The sequence below is a fragment of the Rhizobacter sp. P3_B12 genome (assembly GCF_056402895.1).
This window is the reverse complement of the sequence record NZ_JBFUGN010000052.1, coordinates 1-14966: the sequence shown is the minus strand read 5'-3', so window position 1 is coordinate 14966 and position 14966 is coordinate 1. Positions and strand designations below refer to the sequence as shown.

The 14966-nt window shown below is 68.4% G+C and carries 17 protein-coding genes and 1 pseudogene; 12 read left to right on the top strand and 6 right to left on the bottom strand.

The genetic code is table 11. The features are described 5' to 3' along the window. From AC1D01_RS05305 to AC1D01_RS05270, 8 genes and pseudogenes are all read left to right on the top strand, one after another. A pseudogene (locus AC1D01_RS05305) lies at positions 1 to 193 on the top strand (peptidase); the annotation flags it as partial. A 13-nt stretch (positions 194 to 206) separates the two neighbouring features. After that, entirely contained in the window at positions 207 to 1034 is an 828-nt protein-coding gene (locus tag AC1D01_RS05300; protein WP_477865031.1) for an alpha/beta fold hydrolase, read from the top strand. Positions 1035 to 1085: 51 nt separating this feature from the next. Beyond that, positions 1086 to 2765 carry a CTP synthase gene (pyrG, locus tag AC1D01_RS05295; RefSeq protein WP_477865030.1) on the top strand — a complete coding sequence of 560 codons (1680 nt, stop codon included), beginning with the start codon at positions 1086 to 1088 and terminating at the stop codon, positions 2763 to 2765. Beyond that, a complete protein-coding gene (gene kdsA, locus AC1D01_RS05290) occupies positions 2762 to 3616 on the top strand; it encodes a 3-deoxy-8-phosphooctulonate synthase (protein WP_477865029.1) in 855 nt (284 codons plus the stop codon). The genes pyrG and kdsA overlap by 4 nt, the downstream gene beginning before the upstream one ends. 50 nt (positions 3617 to 3666) lie before the next feature. Next, a complete protein-coding gene (eno, locus tag AC1D01_RS05285; RefSeq protein ID WP_477865028.1) occupies positions 3667 to 4950 on the top strand; it encodes a phosphopyruvate hydratase in 1284 nt (427 codons plus the stop codon). Between the two features lie 9 nt (positions 4951 to 4959). After that, positions 4960 to 5238 (top strand): cell division protein FtsB, encoded by a 279-nt coding sequence (gene ftsB / locus AC1D01_RS05280; RefSeq protein ID WP_047594663.1) that lies wholly within the window; start codon positions 4960 to 4962, stop codon positions 5236 to 5238. A 13-nt stretch (positions 5239 to 5251) separates the two neighbouring features. After that, positions 5252 to 5881 carry a nicotinamide riboside transporter PnuC gene (gene pnuC, locus AC1D01_RS05275; RefSeq protein WP_477865027.1) on the top strand — a complete coding sequence of 210 codons (630 nt, stop codon included), beginning with the start codon at positions 5252 to 5254 and terminating at the stop codon, positions 5879 to 5881. Further along, on the top strand, positions 5878 to 6516 hold the full coding sequence (locus AC1D01_RS05270; protein WP_477865026.1) for an AAA family ATPase: 639 nt from the start codon (positions 5878 to 5880) through the stop codon (positions 6514 to 6516). The genes pnuC and AC1D01_RS05270 overlap by 4 nt, the downstream gene beginning before the upstream one ends. Positions 6517 to 6529: 13 nt before the next feature. Here the strand turns inward: AC1D01_RS05270 and AC1D01_RS05265 are convergent, their stop codons facing one another. The 3 genes from AC1D01_RS05265 to AC1D01_RS05255 are packed head-to-tail and all read right to left on the bottom strand — an operon-like array spanning position 6530 to position 8517. Beyond that, on the bottom strand, positions 6530 to 7006 hold the full coding sequence (locus tag AC1D01_RS05265; protein ID WP_477865025.1) for a CopD family protein: 477 nt from the start codon (positions 7004 to 7006) through the stop codon (positions 6530 to 6532). Positions 7007 to 7021: 15 nt separating this feature from the next. Continuing rightward, positions 7022 to 7993, bottom strand: coding sequence for an Hsp33 family molecular chaperone HslO (hslO, locus tag AC1D01_RS05260; protein ID WP_477865024.1), 972 nt, complete (start codon positions 7991 to 7993; stop codon positions 7022 to 7024). Next, on the bottom strand, positions 7993 to 8517 hold the full coding sequence (locus tag AC1D01_RS05255; RefSeq protein ID WP_477865023.1) for a gamma carbonic anhydrase family protein: 525 nt from the start codon (positions 8515 to 8517) through the stop codon (positions 7993 to 7995). Before AC1D01_RS05255 ends, hslO begins: the two co-directional genes overlap by 1 nt. 37 nt (positions 8518 to 8554) lie before the next feature. On the opposite strand from AC1D01_RS05255, the gene AC1D01_RS05250 reads away from it, so the two are divergent. Next, positions 8555 to 9343, top strand: a complete 789-nt coding sequence (locus AC1D01_RS05250; protein ID WP_477865022.1) for a ferritin-like domain-containing protein — start codon at positions 8555 to 8557, stop codon at positions 9341 to 9343. Here AC1D01_RS05250 and AC1D01_RS05245 read toward each other — a convergent pair. After that, positions 9306 to 10490 carry an acyltransferase family protein gene (locus AC1D01_RS05245; protein ID WP_477865021.1) on the bottom strand — a complete coding sequence of 395 codons (1185 nt, stop codon included), beginning with the start codon at positions 10488 to 10490 and terminating at the stop codon, positions 9306 to 9308. The two genes, AC1D01_RS05250 and AC1D01_RS05245, sit on opposite strands and share 38 nt — an antisense overlap. Positions 10491 to 10698: 208 nt before the next feature. Between AC1D01_RS05245 and AC1D01_RS05240 the strand changes: the two genes are divergently transcribed. The 3 genes from AC1D01_RS05240 to AC1D01_RS05230 all read left to right on the top strand — a co-directional run bounded on the left by AC1D01_RS05240 (position 10699) and on the right by AC1D01_RS05230 (position 13498). Continuing rightward, positions 10699 to 11568, top strand: a complete 870-nt coding sequence (locus AC1D01_RS05240) for a basic amino acid ABC transporter substrate-binding protein (protein WP_477865020.1) — start codon at positions 10699 to 10701, stop codon at positions 11566 to 11568. 18 nt (positions 11569 to 11586) lie between these two features. Beyond that, positions 11587 to 12339: an amino acid ABC transporter permease gene (locus AC1D01_RS05235; protein WP_477865019.1), complete on the top strand. Its 753-nt coding sequence runs from the start codon at positions 11587 to 11589 to the stop codon at positions 12337 to 12339. A gap of 187 nt (positions 12340 to 12526) precedes the next feature. After that, positions 12527 to 13498 carry a porin gene (locus AC1D01_RS05230; protein WP_477865018.1) on the top strand — a complete coding sequence of 324 codons (972 nt, stop codon included), beginning with the start codon at positions 12527 to 12529 and terminating at the stop codon, positions 13496 to 13498. 69 nt (positions 13499 to 13567) lie between these two features. Here the strand turns inward: AC1D01_RS05230 and AC1D01_RS05225 are convergent, their stop codons facing one another. Then, the gene (locus AC1D01_RS05225) at positions 13568 to 14161 is read right to left on the bottom strand and encodes a MarC family protein (RefSeq protein ID WP_477865017.1); all 594 of its coding nucleotides are present in this window, start codon (positions 14159 to 14161) and stop codon (positions 13568 to 13570) included. A 2-nt stretch (positions 14162 to 14163) separates the two neighbouring features. Then, positions 14164 to 14966 (bottom strand): DNA mismatch repair MutL family protein (locus tag AC1D01_RS05220; RefSeq protein ID WP_477865016.1); only part of this gene is annotated, 803 nt, incomplete at its 5' end.

Below are 14966 nucleotides of genomic sequence, written 5' to 3'. Positions count from 1 at the left end.
GGTCTGCATCGACGAGCACAACCCTTATTTCACGATGATCCGCAGCACCTGGGGCCAGCGGCTGCGCCAGGTGTTCGAGTCGATCGACGACCCRCAGTGGGATGGCAGCGCCGCCGAGCACCCGCTGTGCGTGCCGTCGGACCGCTACGAGCCGATGCGCAAGATCACGCACCCCGGAGAGAAGATCATCTGAGGGGCGCCGCATGATGGCCGCCCCGGGCTGCATCGTCTTCTCGCACGCGAACAGCTTCCCCGCCGGCACCTACCGGCAGTTGTTCGACGCCTGGCGCGCGGCCGGCCACGAGGTGCATGCGATCGAGAAGCTCGGCCACGACGAGCACTACCGCGTCACCAACAACTGGCCGCTGCTGCGCAACCAGCTGATCGCCTTCATCGAGCAGCACGCCGCGGCCGGGCCGGTCTGGCTGGTCGGGCATTCGCTCGGCGGCTTCCTGAGCGTGCTGGCCGCCTCGAAGCGGCCCGACCTGGCGCGCGGCGTGGTGCTGATGGATTCGCCGCTGATCGGCGGGCTGCTCGCCCGCACGCTGCAGGTGGCCAAAGCGACCGGCATCGGCGAGCGCTTCTCGCCCGGCCACGTCTCGAAGCGCCGGCGCCAGCACTGGCCGAGCGCCGAGGCGGCGTTCGCGCACTTCGCGGCCAAGCCGGCCTTCGCACGCTGGGCGCCCGGCGTGCTGCGCGACTACATCGCCGCCGGCATCGAGCCGTCCGGCCATGGCCACTCGCTGAGCTTCCGGCGCGAGATCGAGACGCAGATCTACTACACGCTGCCGCACCACATCCCGCGCCTGCTGGTGCGCCGCCCGCCCGGCTGCCCGATGGCCTTCATCGGCGGCACGCAGTCGACCGAGGTGCGCCAGGTCGGCATGAAGGCCACCGAGCGCTTCACGCAGGGGCGCATCTCGTGGATCGAGGGCTCGCACCTGTTCCCCTTCGAGCAGCCGGGGCAAGCGGCGGCCGAGGTGCTGCGCTGGCTGGGGGAGTTCGAGACGGCGTCCGAAACTGCGCGCCTATAATCGCGCTTTACCACCACGGCATTCGTCGACAAGGCGCCTGCTGACCCTGCAATGACCAAGTTCGTCTTTGTCACCGGCGGTGTGGTGTCCTCGCTGGGCAAGGGCATCGCGGCTGCATCACTTGCAGCGATTCTCGAATCGCGCGGCCTCAAGGTCACCCTCATCAAGCTGGATCCGTACCTCAACGTCGATCCGGGCACCATGTCCCCCTTCCAGCACGGCGAAGTGTTCGTCACCGACGACGGCGCCGAGACCGACCTGGACCTCGGCCACTACGAGCGCTTCATCACGACGCGGATGAAGAAGGCCAACAACTTCACCACCGGCCAGATCTACAAGAGCGTGCTCGAGAAGGAGCGCCGCGGCGACTACCTCGGCAAGACGGTGCAGGTGATCCCGCACGTCACCAACGAGATCCAGGAATTCATCAAGCGCGGCGCCGCCTTCGGCACCGAGCAGGCGGTCGACGTCGCGATCGTCGAGGTCGGCGGCACCGTCGGCGACATCGAATCGCTGCCCTTCCTCGAGGCGGCGCGTCAGATGAGCCTGCGCATGGGCCAGAACAACACTGCGTTCGTGCACCTGACCTACGTGCCGTGGATCGCCGCCGCCGGCGAGCTGAAGACCAAGCCGACCCAGCACACCGTGCAGAAGCTGCGCGAGATCGGCATCCAGGCCGATGCGCTGCTGTGCCGCGCCGACCGTCGCATCCCCGACGAAGAGCGCGAGAAGATCTCCCTCTTCACCAACGTCCCCGAATGGGGCGTGATCTCGGTGTGGGATGCCGACACCATCTACAAGGTGCCGCGCATGCTGCACGAGCAGGGCCTCGACGGCCTGATCTGCGACAAGCTGCGCATCAACACCCCGCCGGCCAACCTGAAGCGCTGGGATGCGCTGGTCGACGAGGTCGAGCACCCGAAGCGCGAGGTCACGATCGCGATGTGCGGCAAGTACACCGACCTGTCCGACTCGTACAAGTCGCTGAACGAGGCGCTGCGCCACGCCGGCATCCACAACCACGCCCGCGTCAACATCGAGTACGTCGATTCCGAGACGCTGACCACCGACAACGTGAACCAGCTCGCGCGCTACGACGCGATCCTGGTGCCCGGCGGCTTCGGCAAGCGCGGCGTCGAGGGCAAGATCCTCACCGCCCAGTTCGCCCGCGAGCACAAGCTGCCCTACCTCGGCATCTGCCTGGGCATGCAGGTCGCCACGATCGAGATCGCGCGCCACAAGGCCGGCCTCGCCAACGCCAACAGCACCGAGTTCGAACCCGACACGCCGAACCCGGTGATCGCGCTGATCGACGAGTGGCAGGACGCCGACGGCTCGATCCAGACGCGCAACGCGAACTCCGACCTTGGCGGCACGATGCGCCTGGGCGCGCAGAGCTCCGACGTGATGCCCGGCACGCTCGCGCACGAGATCTATGGCGACGTGGTCAACGAGCGCCACCGCCACCGCTACGAGGCCAACGTCAACTACCTCGACCAGCTGCGCGAGGCCGGTCTCGTGATCTCGGCGCTGACGCAGCGCGAGAAGCTCACCGAGATCGTCGAGCTGCCGCGCGCGGTGCACCCGTGGTTCATGGGCGTGCAGTTCCACCCGGAGTTCAAGTCGACGCCGTGGGAAGGCCACCCGCTGTTCCGCTCCTACATCCAGGCCGCGCTCGCGCACCAGACCGCGCGCAGCGAGCAGCCGCAACCCGAGAAGGCCGCGGCATGAAGCTCTGTGGATTCGACGCCGGCCTCGACAAGCCCTTCTTCCTGATCGCCGGCCCCTGCGTCGTCGAGACCGAGCAGTTGCAGCTCGACGTCGCCGGCCAGCTGAAGGAAATGACGGCCGCGCTCGGCATCCCGTTCATCTTCAAGTCGAGCTACGACAAGGCGAACCGCTCGTCGGGCACCTCGTTCCGCGGCCCCGGCATGGAGCGCGGGCTGGAGATCCTCGCCAAGGTCAAGCGCGAGATCGGCGTGCCGGTGCTGACCGACGTGCACAGCACCGAGGAGATCGAGCACGTGGCGTCGATCGTCGACGTGCTGCAGACGCCGGCCTTCCTGTGCCGCCAGACCGATTTCATCCGCGCCGTCGCGCAATCGGGCAAGCCGGTCAACATCAAGAAGGGCCAGTTCCTCGCGCCCGGCGACATGAAGAACGTCATCGACAAGGCCCGTGCCGCCGCGCGCGAAAAAGGCCTGCCGGAAGACAGCTTCATGGCCTGCGAGCGCGGCGCGAGCTTCGGCTACAACAACCTCGTCAGCGACATGCGCTCGCTGGCCATCATGCGCGAGACGAAGGCCCCGGTGGTGTTCGACGCGACCCACTCGGTGCAGCTGCCCGGCGGCCAGGGCACGAGCTCCGGCGGCCAGCGCGAGTTCGTGCCGGTGCTGGCGCGCGCGGCCATCGCGGTCGGCGTGGCGGGCGTCTTCATGGAGACGCACCCGAACCCGGCCGAGGCCTTGAGCGACGGCCCGAACGCGGTGCCGCTGAAGCGCATGAAGGAGTTGCTGACCACCTTGGTGGAACTCGACCGCATCACGAAGAAGAACGGCTTCCTCGAAGCCGATTTCAACTGACCGCCAGAATCACCCTAGCAGTAGTCGAAAAAAACCTGAAGGAAGATTGAATGAGTGCCATTGTTGACATCGTCGGCCGCGAGATCCTCGACAGCCGCGGCAACCCGACCGTCGAATGCGACGTGCTGCTGGAATCCGGCGTGATGGGCCGCGCCGCGGTGCCCTCGGGCGCCTCCACCGGCTCGCGCGAGGCGATCGAGCTGCGCGACGGCGACAAGAACCGCTACCTCGGCAAGGGCGTGCTGAAGGCCGTCGAGCATGTGAACACCGAGATCAGCGAGGCCGTGCTCGGCCTCGACGCCTCGGAGCAGGCCTTCCTCGACCGCACGCTGATCGACCTGGACGGCACCGAGAACAAGAGCCGCCTGGGCGCCAACGCGACGCTGGCCGTCTCGATGGCGGTGGCGCGTGCCGCGGCCGAAGAGAGCGGCCTGCCGCTGTACCGCTACTTCGGCGGCTCGGGCGCGATGCAGATGCCGGTGCCGATGATGAACGTCATCAACGGCGGCGCGCACGCGAACAACAGCCTCGACCTGCAGGAGCTGATGATCATCCCGGTGGGCGCCCCGAGCTTCCGCGAGGCGATGCGCTACGGCGCCGAGGTGTTCCACGCGCTGAAGAAGATCATCAACGACAAGGGCATGAGCACCGCGGTCGGCGACGAAGGCGGCTTCGCGCCGAGCGTCGCGAGCCACGAGGCGGCGATCCAGCTGATCCTGCAGGCGATCGACAAGGCCGGTTTCACCGCCGGCGAGCAGATCGCGCTCGGCCTCGACTGCGCGGCCAGCGAGTTCCACAAGGACGGCAAGTACGTGCTGAGCGCCGAAGGCCTGACGTTGAGCGCGCCGGAGTGGACCGACATCCTCGCGACCTGGGTCGACAAGTACCCGATCATCAGCATCGAAGACGGCATGGCCGAAGGCGACTGGGACGGCTGGAAGCACCTCACCGAGCGCCTGACCCACAAGGTGCAGCTGGTCGGCGACGACCTGTTCGTCACCAACACGAAGATCCTGAAGGAAGGCATCGACAAGCGCATCGCGAACTCGATCCTGATCAAGATCAACCAGATCGGCACGCTGACCGAGACCTTCGCGGCGATCGAGATGGCCAAGCGCGCCAACTACACCGCGGTGATCAGCCACCGCTCGGGCGAGACCGAAGACTCGACGATCGCCGACMTCGCSGTCGSCACCAACKCCGGCCAGATCAAGACCGGCTCGCTGAGCCGCTCGGACCGCATGGCGAAGTACAACCAGCTGCTGCGCATCGAAGAAGACCTGGGTGACGTGGCCAGCTACCCCGGCCGCGCCGCCTTCTACAACCTGCGCTGATCCGGGCCCGTGCGCCTCGTCACCCTCGGCCTCATCGCGCTGCTGGCCCTCGTCCATGTCGAACTGTGGTTCGGCAAGGGCGGCGTGCCGCGCGTGATGGAGCTGCAGGCGAAGCTCGACCAGAAGAAGGGCGAGAACGACGCGGCGCGCGCGCGCAACGAGCGCCTGGTCGCCGAGGTCAGCGACCTGAAGGAAGGCCTCGAGATGGTCGAGGAGAAGGCGCGCTTCGAGCTCGGCATGGTCAAGCCGGACGAGATCTACGTCCAGGTGTCGACGGCCAAGCGCTGATCCCGATCTCGTGATGGATGCCCTGCTGCAAGCGCTGCAGCCGCTGTTCGCTGCGGCCTTCACGCTGTGGGGCTCRCCCGTCACCTGGGTCGAGGTGATCGCCTTCGTGCTGGCGATCGCGATGGTCGTCTGCAACATGCGCGTCAACCCGCTCGGCTGGCCGCTGGCGATCGTCAGCTCGCTGCTCTACGTCGCGCTGTTCCGGGACAGCAAGCTCTACGGCGATGCGAGCCTGCAGGTGTTCTTCGCGCTGGTCGCCGGCTGGGGCTGGTGGCAATGGCTGCGCGGCACGCAGGGCGATGGGCGTGCGCTGCGGGTGCGTTCGCTGGGCCCGCGCGGCCGGCTGGCCGTGGTCGTCGCGACGTTCGCGCTGTGGCCGGCGCTCGGCTGGTTCCTGAAGCGCTTCACCGACACCGACGTGCCCTGGTGGGATGCCTTTCCCACGGCCGCGAGCGTGGTCGGGCAGTGGCTGCTCGGCCGCAAGTACGTCGAGAACTGGCCGATGTGGGTGGTGGTCAACACCGTCAGCATCGGGCTGTTCGCGTACAAGGGGCTGTGGCTGACGGTGGTGCTGTACGTCATCTTCGTCGGCATGTCGTTCGCCGGCTGGCGCGCGTGGCGCCGGGTGGAGCAGGCCGGGTGAGCCGCGCAAGCCACGTCATTGCGATCGTCGGGGCCGAGAGCACCGGCAAGACGACGCTCGCCGGCGAGTTGCAGGCGGCCCTGCAGCGTGACGGGCGCTCGGTCGCCCTCGTCGGCGAATACCTGCGCGAGTTCTGCGACCGCCATGCGCGCACGCCGCGCATCGACGAGCAGGCCGGCATCGCGCAGGAGCAGTCGCGCCGCATCGCCGCGGCCGCCGCGACGCACGACATCGTGATCGCCGACACCACGGCCTTGATGATCGCGGTCTACAGCGAGCAGGTGTTCGGCGATCGCAGCCTGTACGACAGCGCGATCGAGGCCCAGCGCCGCTGCGCGCTGACGTTGCTGACGGCGCTCGACATCCCGTGGCAGGCCGACGGCCTGCAGCGCGACGGACCCCAGGTGCGCGAGCCGGTCACCGCGCTGGTGCGCGCGGCGCTGGCGCGCGGCGGGCTCGGCTATTCGGTGGTGGCCGGCACCGGGCCGGCGCGGCTGTCGCACGCGCTGCTGGCGGTGCGGCATGCGCTGCTGGAACCGTCGGTGCTCGACGAGGCCCGCGCGAACCCGCGCTGGCAATGGCTGTGCGAGCGCTGCGGCGATGCGGAGTGCGAGCGACACCTGCTGCCGCGCTGACACGCCGCCGGGTTCAGGTCATCGTCCCGGCGATCACGACGACCACGATCACGACGCCGATCGTCAGGTTCACCGCCACCCAGTCGCGAATCGCCTTCAACGCAGCGCCACCGGCCGCCCAGTCCTGCGCGGCGCTCGCGCGCTGCACGCGCTTGAACAGCGCGAAGCGGATGTGGCCGAAGATCGCGACCATCAGCAGCCCGAGCCCGGCCATCACGCTCCATTCGAGCGGCATGTTGAACGGCCCGCCGGTCGCCTTGGTGGTCGACGCAACGCGCCCCACCATCCAGCCGCCGCTCAGCACGGTGACGAGCGCCACCCACAGCACGATGCCGAAGAAGCGTTGCAGCACCGACTGCATCAGCGGCACGCGCTCGGCCGGCGGCAGCTGCGCCGCGCCCGGCCGCAGGCAGAACAGCGTGAAGAACATGCCGCCGAGCCAGATGATCACCGACAGGAAGTGCAGCGCTTTCAGGCTGGCGTAGAGCATCGTGGCGTCCTTTGTTCAGTTCAGCGTCGTGCTGCCGGGCGGCTGGTCGCGGGGCAGCGTGAACAGCTCGCCGACATCGACCGCGTCGAAGTGGTACTTGATGCCGCAGAAGTCGCAGCCCACCTCGACCCGGCCCTGCTCGGCGACCACCCCGTCGACCTCCTCGCGGCCCAGCCCCTTCAGCATCGCACCGACGCGCTCGCGCGAGCAGGTGCACGCGAAATGCGGCCCGAGCTCGCCGGTCATCGGCGGGAAGCGGCGCACGGTCTCTTCCCAGAACAGCCGGCGCAGCACGGTGTCGGCATCGAGCGTCAGCAACTCGTCGGCGGTGAGCGTCGAGGCCAGGTGCGAAATGCGGTTGTAGGCCTCGTTCAGGCCGATCTCGTCTTCGTTGCGGCGGCCGGCGAGGTTGCCCTCGCCCTCGATCGGCAGGCGCTGGATCAGCAGGCCGGCGGCCACCTCGTCGTTGGCCGCGAGGATCAGCCGCGTGTCGAGCTGCTCGGACTGCAGCATGTAGTGCTCCAGCACGTCGGCCAGCTTCTGCAGCGGCTCGCCGCTGTCGCCGTGCAGCGCGACCACGCCCTGGTACGGCTGCTGCCCCGGGCCGCGCGGCTTCGGGTCGAGCGTGATCGCGCAACGGCCCTTGCCACCGGCGTTGACCATCGCGGCCAGGCGCGCGTCGGGCGCCACCTCGCCGACCACCTTCGCGGTGACGCGGAACGCAAGGTCGGACTGCACCTCGGCCACCGCCAGCTTGACCGGCCCCTCGCCGAAGATCTGCATCACGAGCGAGCCTTCGAACTTGATGTTCGACTGCATCAGCACCGCCGCGGCCGACATCTCGCCGAGCAGCGCGCGCACCGCGGGCGGGAACGCATCGGATGCCGTGCTGCGCCGGCGCAGGATCTCGACCCAGGAATCGGTCAGGCGCACCAGCATGCCGCGCACCGGCAGGCCTTCGAACAGGAATTTGTGCAATTCGCTCATCAGCTGATTTCTTTCAGCCCGGCTTGGTAGCGGCGGGCGTTCTCGACATAGTGGGCGGCGCTCTTCTCGAGCCCCTGCATCTGTTCGGGCGACAGCTGGCGCACCACGCGCGCCGGCGTGCCGAGGATCAGCGAGCCGTCCGGGAAACTCTGGCCCTCGGTGACCAGCGCGCCGGCGCCCACCAGGCAATGGCGGCCGATCTTCGCGCCGTTCAGCACGACGGCCTGGATGCCGATCAGCGAATGATCGCCGATCGTGCAGCCGTGCAGCATGGCCTGGTGGCCGACCGTCACGCCCTCGCCGACCGACACCGGAAAGCCGGCATCGGCATGCACCACGCTGTTGTCCTGGATGTTGCTGCCGCGGCCGATCGCGATGCGCTCGGTGTCGCCGCGGATCACGACGCCGAACCAGACGCTCGCGTCGTCGCCCAGGCTGACGTTGCCGATCACGCGGGCGCTGTCGGCCACCCAGGCCGACGCGGCGATGTCGGGAGACAGCTCCCCCAGTTGGTAGACGGCCATGGCGATCGCCCGAAATGCACAGCCTATGATTCTAGGGATGAACCCGCGACAGCGCGCCCTGGAGGTCTTGAGCCTCCGAGACCCCACCGAGAAGGCGGCCGCGGCGCGGGCGCTCTTCGAGCAGCTCGATGCCGCGTTGATCGATCCCGACGAAGCCATCGCGGTGCCCACGCAGCTGCCCGGCCGGCCCGACCGCCCTCGCCTCGTGCCCCCGAAGGAGGTGGCGATGCGCTCGGCCTTCACGCCCGAGGGGCGTGCGTCGCTGCTGCACGCGATCGCGCACATCGAGTTCAACGCGATCAACCTGGCGCTCGATGCGGCGTTCCGCTTCGCCGGCATGCCGGTGGCCTTCTATGCCGACTGGCTGCGGGTGGCGAGCGAGGAGGCGCTGCATTTCTCGCTGCTGCGCGAACACCTGCGCAGCGGCGGCCACGACTACGGCGATTTCGATGCGCACGACGGCCTGTGGCTGATGACGCAGCGCACCGCCGGTGACGTGGTTGCACGCATGGCGCTGGTGCCGCGCACGCTGGAGGCGCGCGGGCTGGATGCGACGCCGCCGCTGCAGGCCAAGTTCCGCAAGGCCGGCGACGCGCGCACGGTCGAGATCCTCGACGTGATACTGCGCGACGAGATCGGCCACGTCGCGATCGGCAACCACTGGTACCGCTGGCTGTGCCGGCGCGACGGGCTCGACCCGATCGCGCACTACGCGGTGCTGGCGCGCCAGTACGAGGCACCGCGGCTGCGGCCGCCGTTCAACCGCGAGGCACGCGAAGCGGCGGGGTTCAGCGCAGAGGAGCTGGCGTACCTGAGCCAGCCGTGACCACCGCCGGCTCCGCCACGAACCACCGCTTCAACCCGAGGAAGTGCTTCTCGAACAGGTGGTACGACGCCATCGCGAGCGCGAGCGTGACCAGCGTGCCAGCCACGATGTAGCCCAGCGCCAGCGCCGGGCTCGCATGCTCGTACAGCCCGAGCGACTGCAGCAGCGGCTTGCCGGCCAGGTCGTGCAGCGGCTTGTGGAAGATGTACATCGCATAGCTGTAGCGGCCCAGCATGCGCAGCGGCGCAGCACGCAACCAGCCGACCCAGCCGTTCGCCGCCACGGCATCCCCCGCGGCCGCAGCGACCACGCCGAGCGCGAAGACCACCGCCAGCACGCTGTAGCCGAGCGTCTGCCCGAGCACCGAGGTGCGCGGATAGCCATGCGTCACGACGAAGCCGATCGCCGCCAGCACCAGCGCGCCGACGATCAACCGCTGCCGCAACGCGATCGCCCGCGCCGGCGCGCCCGGCAGTTGCAGCCACGCCGCCGCCGCGCCACCGATCGCCAGCGCATCCAGCCGCGTCACGGTGAACGAGTACACCGGGTCCGGCCCCAGCCCGGCCGCCAGCATGCCGATGCGCACGCCGAGGATCGCCACCGCGATCGCACCGCACCAGCGCAGCACCTGCGCAGCCGAGCGCCGGTGCACCAGCAAGGGCCACAACAAGTAGAACTGCTCCTCCACCGCAAGCGACCAGAAATGCGGGAACGCATGCGTCGCGCCACCGTAGGGGCCCGACCAGTTCGACAGGTACAGCCACAGCCACGCCTGCTGCGGCCGGTCGACCTCCCAGCGCGCCGGCATCGCGCCCAGCGCCGGCAGCACGATGAAGGCCACCGCCAGCGTCGCGTAGTACAGCGGGAAGATCCGCAGCAGCCGCCGCCCGAAGAAGGCGGAGTAATAGTTCGGCGCGTCCTGGGTCTGCAGCAGGATGCGCGTGATCAGGAAACCGCTCAGCACGAAGAACAGCTGCACGCCGACCCAGCCCAGGTCGAACGCGAGTTCGAACACGCGGCCGACCAGGCCGGACGGCCCTTCGAGGATCTGGAAGTTGTGGCACAGCACCAGCACGATGGCCAGGCCGCGCACGCCGTCGAGCGCGGGCAGGTGCTGCGGAATGCGCGCAGCAGGAGGGGAATTCATGGGGAACGTTCCGGGGTCGAGGCCGTTTGTAGCATCGCGCCGCGCCGCGCGACACCCCGTATCCACGGGCCGCACCGTCCGCCGGGAACCCGGATCGACCGCGGGCGGAAACCGGTTTCGGCAGGCTTACACTGCAGCGGCCCGCGACTTGCTAGCTCGCGGACCCAACCATCCCGTTCTCACACAACAGACCACCCCAGGGGTATCCATGACAGCATTGAACACCCGTCGCTTCCTGCAAACGGCCGGCCTGGCCGTCGCCGGCCTGCTGCTCGCTGCCTGCAGCAAGCAGGAGCCCACCGCCGCCGCACCGGCCGCCTCGGCGCCGGCCGCCGTCGCTTCCGCACCGGCCCCGGCGCCCGCCAAGGTCTACGTCGTCGGCACCGACGCGGCCTACGCACCGTTCGAATCGCAGAACGAGAAGGGCGAGATCGTCGGCTTCGACATCGACGTCGTCACCGCCATCGCGAAGCAGGCCGGCATCGAGGTGAAGTTCACCAACACGCCGTGGGAAGGCATCTTCAACACGCTCGGCCAGGGCGACCGCGACCTGCTGGTCTCGGCCATCACGATCACCGACGAGCGCAAGCAGACGATGGATTTCGCCGGCCCGTACTTCGACGCGCAGCAGCTGATCGCCGTCAAGAAGACCTCGAAGATCTCGAAGTTCGACGACCTGAAGAAGCTGAAGGTCGGCGTGCAGACCGGCACCACCGGCGACGAGGTCGTCAGCAAGCTGCAGGGCAAGACCAGCACCAACATCAAGCGCTTCGAGTCGACCCCGCTCGCGCTGAAGGAGCTGGAAGCCGGCGGCGTCGATGCGGTCGTGGCCGACAACGGCGTGGTCATCAACTACGTCGCCAACAACGCCGACAGCAAGTTCAAGACGGTCGCCGACAAGGCCTTCGCGCCCGAGCAGTACGGCATCGCGGTCAAGAAGGGCAACGCCGAGCTGCTCGGCAAGCTGAACAAGGGCCTGGCCGACATCAAGGCCGACGGCACCTACGCCCAGATCTACACGAAGTACTTCGGCGCTGCGGCTGCGGCCGCGCCGGCCGCTTCGGCTGCCTCGAAGTAAACCCGCGCCGAGCCGGTCATGGATTTGCGCTGGGGCATTCTGGCCGGCTACGGGCCGCTCTTCCTGTCGGGCCTGTGGACGACGATCCTGCTGACGCTGATCGCGATCGGCGCCGGGCTGCTGCTCGGCGTCGCCCTCGGGCTGGTCAGCAGTTCGCGCGACGCGCCGCCGCCGAAGTCGGCACCGGCGCGCTGGTTCCTGGCCGGGCTGCGCTCGCTCACGCTGGCGTACGTGACCTTCTTCCGCGGCACGCCGCTGTTCGTGCAGATCTTGCTGGTGCACTTCGCGCTGATGCCGGCGCTGATCCACCCGGACGGCGGGCTGCTGCTGAGCGGCGAGGCGGCGCGCGAGTTCCGCCAGAACCACGGCGCGTTCTTCTCCGGCGCGCTCGCGCTGACACTGAACGCCGGCGCCTACATCTCCGAGATCTTCCGCGCCGGCATCCAGAGCATCCACCTCGGGCAGACCCAGGCCGCCTACAGCCTGGGCCTCACGCACCCGCAGGCGATGCGCTTCATCGTGCTGCCGCAGGCCTTCCGCCGCATGATGCCGGCGCTGGTCAACGAGGGCATCACGCTCATCAAGGACTCGTCGCTGGTGTCGGCGATCGGCCTGGCCGAGCTGGCACTGGCCGCACGCACCGTGGCCGGCACCTATTCGCGCTACTGGGAGCCCTACCTCGCGATTTCGGCGCTGTACCTCGTGCTGACCTTGCTGCTCTCGATGCTGGCCAAGCGCCTCGAAGCCCCCGCGCACTTGCGCGGGCGCTGAGCGCTGCGGCTTCGGCCGCGCGTCAATGTCGTTTGATGACAACGTTTCGGGCGGCGTTTCGCGTGTTCGAGCCTTCGGTTTTCCATATCGAAGCTTCCGCCGCATAACATTTGCGTCTTGCACCTTCAAGACAAAAGCAATGGGTGCAGCAGATACACGCCATCCCCAACCCCAAGGAAAAGCATCCATGAAACGCTCCCTCATCGTCGCCGCCGTGGCCACCGTTGCCGCCGGCGCCTCGTTCGCACAAAGCAGCGTCACCATCTACGGCCGCCTGAACGACTCGATCGAAAACCAGAAGACCGGCGACGCCAAGAAGACCGTGCTGCAGAACAATGCATCGCGTATCGGCTTCAAGGGCGTCGAGGACCTGGGCGGCGGCCTGAAGGCCGGCTTCCAGCTGGAACATGGCTTCAACTCCGACACCGGCGTCGCCGCCGCTTCGTTCTGGGGCCGTCAATCGGAAGTGTTCCTGCAGAGCGCCACGCTGGGCACGATCCGCCTGGGCAATTTCACGAGCGAGTCGTACTACGCGACGGCCGACTACGTGAGCATGCACAACCATGACACCGGCACGTCGGAAGACAAGCTGTACAACTACGTCATGCGCGACACGAACAAGGTCGCCTACCGCGCGCCCGAGTTCGTGAAGAACCTGTCGCTGGAAGCGGCCGTGTCGGCACCGGAAGGCGCTACGGGCGCCGAGAAGGCCTATGACTTCGCTGCCAACTACTCGGTCGGTGACCTGGCACTGGGCGCCGGCTTCTCGAAGAATGCCGACGACAAGCAGTTCGCCATCCGCGCGCTGTACACGGTCGGCGCCTTCACGTTCGGCGGCTACTACCAGCGCGCGATGCTGGACAGCAGCTACGCCGGCGACGGCAAGATCAACACGGTCCGCCTGTCGGGCATGTACGCCATGGGCGCTTCGGAGTTCCACCTGAACTTCGGCCTGGCCGGCAAGGTCGACGGCATTGCCGACACCGACGCCAAGCAAGCCACCGTGGCGTACAACTACAACCTGAGCAAGCGCACCAAGGTCTACACCTTCTACACGAAGGTCGACAACAAGCCGCAAGCCACGTACTTCCCGAACGGCGCCACCACCAAGGGTCTGGATTTCAGCTCCTTCGCAGTGGGCATCCGCCACAACTTCTGATCTCCTGAGCGCGGCGCGAGCCGCGCCCAGCAGCGAAACGGCCTGTCGAAAGACAGGCCGTTTTTGCTTTCAGCCGAGGAAGTAGCGCTTCAGGCCGGCCAGCACCATCTCGACGGCGATCGCCGTCAGCACCAGCCCCATCAGTTTCTCGATCGCCGAGACGACCGAGTCGCCCAGCAGCCGGCGGATGCGGTCGCACAGCACCAGCACCACGCCCGACACCGCCATCGCGGCCGTCAGCGCTGCCACCCAGTCGAGCAGGCGATCCGGCTGGCGCGAGGCCAGCAGCAGCACCGTCGCCATCGCCGACGGCCCCGCCAGCAGCGGCACCGCGAGCGGGAAAATCAGCGGCTCGCGGCCCTCGGTCGTGCCGTACACGCCGCCTTCGTGGCTGAAGATCATCCGGATCGCGACCATCAGCAGGATCACGCCGCCGGCCACTTCGAGCGAACGCTCCGACAGGTGCATCACCCGCAGGAAGCCGTTGCCGAAGAACATGAAGAAGAACAGCACGCCGAACGCGATGCCCACCTCGCGCATCGCGACCCAGCGCCGCCGGTGCTTCGGCACCTCGCGCATGATCGGGATGAAGATCGGCAGGCTGCCCAGCGGGTCGAGCACCAGCAGCAGCAGGACGAAGGCCGACAGGAAACTGTGGTCCATGCTCAGCGGCCCCGCCAGAAGAGGGCGTCCAGCTCCTTCATCGTGATCTGCCGCCAGGTCGGCCGGCCGTGGTTGCACTGGTCGGAGCGCTCGGTGCGCTCCATGTCGCGCAGCAGCGCATTCATCTCGTCGATCGTCAGCTGCCGGTTCGCACGCACCGCGCCGTGGCAGGCCATCGTCGACAGCAGCTCGTCCTGCGCGCGCTGGATCACGCTGCTGGCGTCGTACTGCGACAACTCGGCCAGCACGCTGCGCGCGAGCTCGACCACGTCGCCGCCGACGAGCGCCGCCGGCTGCGAACGCACCGCCAGCGTCGTGGCCGACAGCGCCGAGACATCCAGCCCCAGCGTGCGCAGGTTGTCGGCCTGCGCCTGCGCGGTCGCGATCTCCTGCGCGGTGGCGGCGAAGGTGGCCGGGATCAGCAGCGGCTGGCTCTCGATCGCCGCGCTGCCGAGGCTGGCCTTCAGGCGCTCGTAGACGATGCGTTCGTGCGCCGCATGCATGTCGACGACCACCAGGCCGTGGCTGTTCTCGGCCAGCACGAAGACGCCGCCGATCTGCGCGACGGCACGGCCGAGCGGCCATTCGTCGCGCTGGAAATCGAGGGCCGGCGCCGCGGCGGCTGGCACTGCGGGCGGCGCCGCAGGGCGCGCGGCCGGTGCCGATCCGCCACCGCCCCACAGCGTCGCCACCTGCTGCAGCCCGAGTGCACCCTGCACCTGCGGGCGCATCGACTGCGGCGCGAAGCTGCCTCCGCCGCCACCACTGCCGAACGACGACGGCCGCGCCGCCGGCACCGCCGCAT

Bases quoted from the DNA above. Each gene is read 5' to 3' on its own strand.
- AC1D01_RS05250 (WP_477865022.1), top strand. From the start codon at position 8,555: ATGAACCCGCGACAGCGCGCCCTGGAGGTCTTGAGCCTCCGAGACCCC.
- AC1D01_RS05255 (WP_477865023.1), bottom strand. From the start codon at position 8,517: ATGGCCGTCTACCAACTGGGGGAGCTGTCTCCCGACATCGCCGCGTCG.
- AC1D01_RS05240 (WP_477865020.1), top strand. From the start codon at position 10,699: ATGACAGCATTGAACACCCGTCGCTTCCTGCAAACGGCCGGCCTGGCC.
- AC1D01_RS05300 (WP_477865031.1), top strand. From the start codon at position 207: ATGGCCGCCCCGGGCTGCATCGTCTTCTCGCACGCGAACAGCTTCCCC.
- AC1D01_RS05265 (WP_477865025.1), bottom strand. From the start codon at position 7,006: ATGCTCTACGCCAGCCTGAAAGCGCTGCACTTCCTGTCGGTGATCATC.
- AC1D01_RS05230 (WP_477865018.1), top strand. From the start codon at position 12,527: ATGAAACGCTCCCTCATCGTCGCCGCCGTGGCCACCGTTGCCGCCGGC.
- AC1D01_RS05245 (WP_477865021.1), bottom strand. From the start codon at position 10,490: ATGAATTCCCCTCCTGCTGCGCGCATTCCGCAGCACCTGCCCGCGCTC.
- AC1D01_RS05235 (WP_477865019.1), top strand. From the start codon at position 11,587: ATGGATTTGCGCTGGGGCATTCTGGCCGGCTACGGGCCGCTCTTCCTG.
- AC1D01_RS05225 (WP_477865017.1), bottom strand. From the start codon at position 14,161: ATGGACCACAGTTTCCTGTCGGCCTTCGTCCTGCTGCTGCTGGTGCTC.
- hslO (WP_477865024.1), bottom strand. From the start codon at position 7,993: ATGAGCGAATTGCACAAATTCCTGTTCGAAGGCCTGCCGGTGCGCGGC.
- pyrG (WP_477865030.1), top strand. From the start codon at position 1,086: ATGACCAAGTTCGTCTTTGTCACCGGCGGTGTGGTGTCCTCGCTGGGC.
- kdsA (WP_477865029.1), top strand. From the start codon at position 2,762: ATGAAGCTCTGTGGATTCGACGCCGGCCTCGACAAGCCCTTCTTCCTG.